This window comes from Pseudomonas sp. Sample_24, assembly GCF_004307605.1.
Classification (GTDB): domain Bacteria; phylum Pseudomonadota; class Gammaproteobacteria; order Pseudomonadales; family Pseudomonadaceae; genus Aquipseudomonas.
The window spans coordinates 1-5,395 of record NZ_RCNW01000211.1 but is presented as its reverse complement, the minus strand read 5'-3'; the positions used below and the strand labels follow the sequence as shown (position 1 = coordinate 5,395).

The 5,395-nt window shown below is 53.3% G+C and carries 9 protein-coding genes, 1 tRNA gene and 1 pseudogene; 8 read left to right on the top strand and 3 right to left on the bottom strand.

Translation table 11 applies throughout. The annotated features are described in order from the left end of the window. Positions 1–471 (bottom strand): crotonase/enoyl-CoA hydratase family protein (locus D8V06_RS11055; protein WP_130930965.1); only part of this gene is annotated, 471 nt, incomplete at its 3' end. 308 nt (positions 472–779) lie between these two features. Here D8V06_RS11055 and D8V06_RS11050 point away from each other — a divergent pair. From D8V06_RS11050 to D8V06_RS11015, 8 genes are all read left to right on the top strand, one after another. After that, positions 780–869, top strand: a tRNA-Ser gene (locus tag D8V06_RS11050). A 306-nt stretch (positions 870–1,175) separates the two neighbouring features. Further along, positions 1,176–1,358: a hypothetical protein gene (locus D8V06_RS11045; RefSeq protein WP_130930966.1), complete on the top strand. Its 183-nt coding sequence runs from the start codon at positions 1,176–1,178 to the stop codon at positions 1,356–1,358. Between the two features lie 99 nt (positions 1,359–1,457). Next, positions 1,458–1,778: a YbjQ family protein gene (locus D8V06_RS11040; RefSeq protein WP_056853806.1), complete on the top strand. Its 321-nt coding sequence runs from the start codon at positions 1,458–1,460 to the stop codon at positions 1,776–1,778. Positions 1,779–1,927: 149 nt separating this feature from the next. Then, positions 1,928–2,116, top strand: coding sequence for a hypothetical protein (locus D8V06_RS11035; protein ID WP_056853805.1), 189 nt, complete (start codon positions 1,928–1,930; stop codon positions 2,114–2,116). 310 nt (positions 2,117–2,426) lie between these two features. Continuing rightward, complete coding sequence (locus D8V06_RS11030) at positions 2,427–2,795, top strand: hypothetical protein (RefSeq protein ID WP_034150136.1); 369 nt, start codon at positions 2,427–2,429, stop codon at positions 2,793–2,795. A gap of 111 nt (positions 2,796–2,906) precedes the next feature. Further along, on the top strand, positions 2,907–3,380 hold the full coding sequence (locus D8V06_RS11025) for a glycine zipper domain-containing protein (RefSeq protein WP_130930964.1): 474 nt from the start codon (positions 2,907–2,909) through the stop codon (positions 3,378–3,380). A gap of 125 nt (positions 3,381–3,505) precedes the next feature. Then, on the top strand, positions 3,506–3,694 hold the full coding sequence (locus D8V06_RS11020) for a hypothetical protein (RefSeq protein ID WP_056853803.1): 189 nt from the start codon (positions 3,506–3,508) through the stop codon (positions 3,692–3,694). Positions 3,695–3,802: 108 nt separating this feature from the next. Further along, positions 3,803–4,015, top strand: coding sequence for a hypothetical protein (locus D8V06_RS11015; protein ID WP_056853802.1), 213 nt, complete (start codon positions 3,803–3,805; stop codon positions 4,013–4,015). A gap of 483 nt (positions 4,016–4,498) precedes the next feature. Here D8V06_RS11015 and D8V06_RS11005 read toward each other — a convergent pair whose 3' ends face one another. Both D8V06_RS11005 and D8V06_RS11000 read right to left on the bottom strand, forming a co-directional pair. Further along, complete coding sequence (locus tag D8V06_RS11005) at positions 4,499–4,891, bottom strand: hypothetical protein (RefSeq protein ID WP_056853800.1); 393 nt, start codon at positions 4,889–4,891, stop codon at positions 4,499–4,501. A 2-nt stretch (positions 4,892–4,893) separates the two neighbouring features. Then, positions 4,894–5,395: pseudogene (locus D8V06_RS11000) on the bottom strand (type IV secretion protein Rhs); the annotation flags it as partial.

Here is a 5,395-nt window from a genome sequence, read left to right as displayed (position 1 = left end):
CCCCGAACGTTGCAGTGCCGCTTTGCTCCGGCGATCGCGAGCAATCTCGATGCCGGCATGGTGCATGGTCATGCCGATCTGAACTTCGTTCAGACCGATGCTGAACGGGCCTTCGACACCGATGCGATAATCGGCCGACAACAACAGGAACGCACCCTTGGCTACGGCATGCCCAGGGCAGGCCACGATTACCGGGAACGGATGCGACAACAGGCGGCGGGCCAGCGTCGAGCCGGACGTCACCAGTGCCACGGCTTCTTTAGGGCCGGACGTCATCACCTTCAAGTCATAGCCACCGGACAAAATCCCTGGCTGCCCGGTAATGATCACCACCGCGCGATCAGTCACCGCCTGATCCAGCGCAGCGTTGAAGGCGGCAATCACGTCCGGGGAGATGGCATTGACCTTGCCATTGCTCAAGGTCAGGGTCGCGATACCGTCTTCGAGATGGTAGGAAATCAACTCACTCATGACGCTATTCCTTTCAGTAAAGTAGGGCAGACGTTACTCACCGCCACCGGCCAGGTAAAGCACCGTGACTGACCCACCAGTCACCCTTTACCCGCCCGGCAAGCGTAGCCCGCCGCACCTGCCGCGCATTGCCCTCTATATAGAAGCGGGCGCGAAGCCGGAGATTGGCCGGTTTGCCATGTCTTTGAGCGATCGCAATCGGGCAACTGCGTTAACCGCATGAAAATTCTGAAAAAAATGTTTGCCATCAGAAATGCTTTCGACTACATTAGCGCGCCTCGACAGACAGAACATGTTTGAAGAGATACGGTGAAGTGTCCGAGTGGCTTAAGGAGCACGCCTGGAAAGTGTGTATACAGGAAACTGTATCGAGAGTTCGAATCTCTCCTTCACCGCCAAATTCGATGTAAACAAAACCCCTGGTTTCGAAAGAAACCAGGGGTTTTGTTGTTTCTGGGGTTGATTTTCCAAAGTAGAAACGAAGGTGCTTCTGAATTTGATGTAGGACGTTGGATCGACGTGTAGGACGGTGCGTTGGAAATCCGTGTATTCAGACGCCTGGATAGATTCAGCTCTTGATAAAGGCATTCCCGCAGGGGATTCGTTTTGTGCCTTGGTTAGGGTACAAGATGAATCAAAGGGCAGCGCAACCTGGATTGCCCCTTCATCAGGACGGATACGCGCACGTGATGCAGGAACTCACCATGAAGCAGGCAGAGCTGGAAAAGATTCATGTGGAGATCGTCAAGCTGATGGCTGAGCAGCGCAAGTTGAACGCTGAGGCTGGCAAGATGACCCGAGAAACTTTCTGGTACCCGGTTGCGGTCGCTACAGGGCTGATTGGCACAGTGGCGACGGTCACTGCGGTGTTGGTCAAGCTCCTCTGATTCCACGTCTGTCATACGCTCCCCGATCAGAGTTGGCGACGCAGCATTCATGTCGCGCAGCGTGCATGCGCTTCAATATTTGAATAAACAGGAACCCCAATGATCACCACTACCACCCATTCCATTGAAGGTCGGCAAATCACTGCTTACCTCGATATCGTCAGTGCCGAGTCGGTGCAGGGCGTCAACGTGATTCGCGATATGTTTGCCGGGATGCGGGATATCTTTGGTGGGCGCTCGCAGACGCTGGAGCGCGCATTGAAAGAAGCGCGCATCCAGGCCACTGAAGAGATCAAGGAGCGGGCGCGGGCGCTGCAGGCGGATGCGGTGGTGGGGCTCGATTATGAAATCAGCATGCCGGCCGGGAAGGGGGGGATGGTGGTGGTTTTTGTCACGGGTACGGCGGTCAAGCTTCGGTGATTGGCATTTGGCCACTCGTCGGGCGCGCTACGATCTGAACGGCAAGTCCAGTAATGACCGGCTAGTCTCAAAATCCTTGGTGATCGATATTTTTTCAGGCAATTGGGCTTGCCGGTGTCGATCCCGCTTTTGAGCAGAGGGGTGAAGAGATGGCTGATCCGTATATTGAAGACGACGGCGCAGAGTATCCGATCAACAACTATGTACAGTGCGGCCAGACGCAGTATGTAGCCAGCTTTGGTGAGGACCAGACCGAGGTAGACAAGATCAAGACCCGGGCTTGTCGGGTGCTGAAGGGCAAATTCCTGCCCAGGGTTTCGGCGCCGACCAGGAAATAATGGACATTGAGCAGACCCCGTCATCGAGCGGGGTTTTTTATGCGGGTGACATTGTGTGAATGTTTTTTTAACCCGGTTTTTTTTCACAAAGTTTTCACAAGGACCTACGTAGGCTCAACTCATCCGTTAGAAGCAACACCCTGCCCGTTCCCCAGCGGGCTTTTTTTTGCCTGTCATAAAACCTTTCCGAAAAATGCTGTCCAACCGTCGCTAATAACGAGGTTGAGCGCGCGCATGTCTGGACATTTTCTCCTCTAAAGCATTCAATCTCGCCCCTTTCGTTTACACCCCTATTTTTGAGGTTTTTGTCATGCGTTTCACACTGCCTGCTCTGGTTCTGGGTCTTCTGGTTGCTCAAGGTGCAATGGCTGGTGACGGCACTGCCGCCATCGGGGGCGGTTTGGGCGGTGCGCTGGGTAACGTCGTAGGCCAGAGCATGGGCGGCAGCACTGGTGCAGCCATTGGTGCTGGTGTTGCAGGCGCAGCGGGCAGTGCGGTTGCGGCTAAAAAAGGCCACCGTACCAGCGCTGCCATCGGCGGTGGCGTGGGTGCTGCCGGTGGTTCGGTGATCGGCAACAGCTTGGGCGGCAAGACCGGTTCGACCATCGGTGCAGGCCTGGGTGGCGCTCTGGGCGGCGGCGTAGGCAGCAACCTGGCCAAGGGTCACAAGCGTCACTGATCACAAATGATGCTTCGAAAGAGCCCGGCCTAATGCCGGGCTTTTTGGTTATTGAACGTTTCTCGGTGTAATCCCTCCAATCTTGCATACCCCCGAAGAATGAGGCGTGCCATGAACCCGAAAACCAAAGGCGATGCAGTTGTAAGCCTGAGTGCTCTACGTATGAAGTTGCCCGCGATTGTTTTTGGATTGTTTCTCTCTCAAGCGGCGTTGGCGGCCGGTGACGGTACGGCAGCGGTAGGTGGTGGACTTGGCGGTGCACTGGGCAACGTAGTCGGTGGTCAGATGGGTGGCAGCACCGGGGCCGCGATTGGTGCCGGTGTGGGCGGCGCGGCCGGTAGTGCGGTTGGCGCGGAAAAAGGTAGCCGGACGGAAGCAGCGATTGGTGGTGGTCTTGGTTCGGCAGGTGGCTCGGTAATCGGCAACAGCATTGGCGGCAGGACGGGTTCTACCATCGGCGCAGGCCTGGGCGGTGCAGCTGGAGGCGCCGTTGGTAACAATCTGGGGGATGGCAACGACAGCTCCCATTCTGGCGGCGGACATAAACACAAGAACAAGCACAAGAACAAACACAAAAATCATTGATACAGCGGCTATCAATGTAAGAACCCGGCCAAGCGCCGGGTTTTTCATTTCTGGCTATACCTCAGGAACGTTTTGGCAGTCAGTCGCCTCGAACTTCATACACCCCTGCACAATTGAGGTTCGCCATGACTCCCGAAACCGAAGGCAATGAAGAGAAAGGCCCGAGCGGTTTGCCCTTTATCAACGACCCCGGCAACGAAGACCCTGGTTCCCTGATGGACGATGCGACCGTACCGCTGAACGACTCCGATGACGCCGGCGACGTCGGAAACCTCGAGTTTGAAGATGAGGATGAAGACGGGGAAGAGGATTGATTGCGCGCCACTGCGGCGGTGACCGGTTGTCTTGCAGATAGAACCCGGGGCCTTGTGGATATCTCAAACGTTCAGAGCCTGCATTTCAGGCTCTTTGCGAGGTGCACCATGATCCCTGACCCGAAAGATTCCGACATCGACGACACCCCGGAGTATCCGCTGCCTTCACCGACCGATCCCCTGAGTCGTGACCAGCGCCCACCCGACGAGGATGCCGGGATCGAGCAAGTTCCCAACGAAGATGTGAAGCGCACGGATGTTGAGGCCATCCCCAAAGACCCGGACATTGCCGGCAAGGATAATTCGGGCGAACCCAGTTAATGCTCCTACATCACATAGCCGCTCGTCGATTGAGCGGCACCCTTGAAAAGTGGCTGCTGCCAGAAATCAGGTAAGCACTTTCTGAGGAGATTCGTCATGAACAGGTCGACATTGACTGCGCTGACGGTAGTCGGGTTGTTGTCGCTGGGTTCTGTGTCGGTGTATGCCGGCAACGACGCGCCCGTCGACAAGGGCGGAATGCCGCCGTCTACGGAAATGAACGCAGGTGCCGGCCCCGAAAATGCGTTGCCACCGGGGTCGATTGAGACTGGGAATGGGGGGGATGCGGATGGGGGTAGTACTAGTTCGGAGGGTGGAGCTGGAAAGAATACAAGAGGGGAATCTATAGGGAGAGAATCTGAGGCGAGAAAGGCAGGTAATTCGGAGAATGTAAATGCAGAGAGGGAAGAATAATTTAGTAGTTTGTGGATAATTATGCCCAGTTTTTCACTGGGCTTTTTTGTGAGTGCAAGGTATATGGCTTTATTTTTTTAGGGATTCTAACCAACGAAAAAAGAAATCGGTCTGCATTTGAGGGTCATTGATGATTTCTTCGTCGTCGTAGTCAAATATATTAACGAGATCATTTCTAGATGCTTTGATCCCCAGTTTATGTTCGTAAGCCATTATTCCCGATCCCATTTGCGATGACATGCTCGATGGTCGAACATTTAGTTTTGCGCCTTTACATAGAAATTTAATGTTCGGAAGCTCTTTGATGATTTTGCCAAGGCACTCATATATGTCAGATCCAGTTGTCTGGGTTGTCCAACCATTCTCTAATGTTACTGTCATGGCCGGCTTCCGCTCGTCATATTCGATTGTTGCGACTTCCATTTTGTCAGCGATTAAAATAGATACTTTTTTGGTTTTCATTATTACTTCCTCTTTGGGTTTGAGATGGAATATCCCACGTAACTGCCATCTTCATTTAAAGGGGTTGCGCCTAAAATATCTTCGCTTTTGATTCTGTCAGGGATTGCAATTTCATCTTCATAGGCATAGGGAACATCATACGGGTCAAGCTCTTTATTGACGTCGCGGCCTTCGATTTTTTTCAATGTGTATAAAAATCCTTTTTTTGTTCTGTAGTCTGTACCGAAATCGATGCCAATTTCTGGGTCAGTTGATGTGCTAACAAAATTGCTTGGTGGATTTTTATTATCCCAAACATGAAGCTTTAAGTTGGTGCTTTTCCCTCTACTAACGAATCCTTTAGCAAAGACTTCATCCGGCCTACGAAGATCACCACGGTATAGATATTTTCCCTGATTTTCAGAAGAAGGAAGCGCAACGTCCCCATCATCAACACTAGCCTCATTCATACCATCCGGCACCGAACAACCCGGCCTATTCGCCCCCGGGCAATTCCCGCTCAAC